Source organism: Devosia chinhatensis (assembly GCF_000969445.1).
Taxonomy (GTDB): Bacteria; Pseudomonadota; Alphaproteobacteria; order Rhizobiales; family Devosiaceae; genus Devosia; species Devosia chinhatensis.
Genome location: NZ_JZEY01000028.1, coordinates 1 through 440 on the forward strand (window position 1 = coordinate 1; position 440 = coordinate 440).

The window sequence follows — 440 nt, forward strand, 5'->3', positions numbered from 1 at the left end:
CTGGCCCTGCCCCCCCTCACCCGCCCCCGCCCCCTCGCCTGCCTTCTCACCCCCCGCTTCGCCGTCCTGCTCCTGGTCGCCCCGGCCATCTCCCTGTCCGCAAGCCTGCCCGGCGTCTATCTCAGCTTCTTCCTCGACAGCGCCCCCGCGCCCACCATCGTCTTGCTGATGAGCCTCTGCTTTGTCGTGGTCCTCCTCGCCACCCAGCGCAAGACCGTCGCGACGGTCTTGCGCTGGGTGGCGAGGAGGACCACGACAAAGCAGAGGCTCATCAGCAAGACGATGGTGGGCGCGGGGGCGCTGTCGAGGAAGAAGCTGAGATAGACGCCGGGCAGGCTTGCGGACAGGGAGATGGCCGGGGCGACCAGGAGCAGGACGGCGAAGCGGGGGGTGAGAAGGCAGGCGAGGGGGCGGGGGCGGGTGAGGGGGGGCAGGGCCAG

The 440-nt window shown here is 70.9% G+C and carries 1 protein-coding gene and 1 pseudogene; one reads left to right on the forward strand and one right to left on the reverse strand.

Annotated features, from left to right (window positions below):
• Positions 1 to 6 precede the first annotated feature (6 nt).
• Positions 7 to 324, forward strand: a complete 318-nt coding sequence (locus tag VE26_RS18925) for a metal ABC transporter permease (protein WP_425283803.1) — start codon at positions 7 to 9, stop codon at positions 322 to 324.
• Here the strand turns inward: VE26_RS18925 and VE26_RS18930 are convergent.
• A pseudogene (locus tag VE26_RS18930) lies at positions 303 to 440 on the reverse strand (hypothetical protein); the annotation flags it as partial. The gene VE26_RS18925 and the pseudogene VE26_RS18930 sit on opposite strands and share 22 nt — an antisense overlap.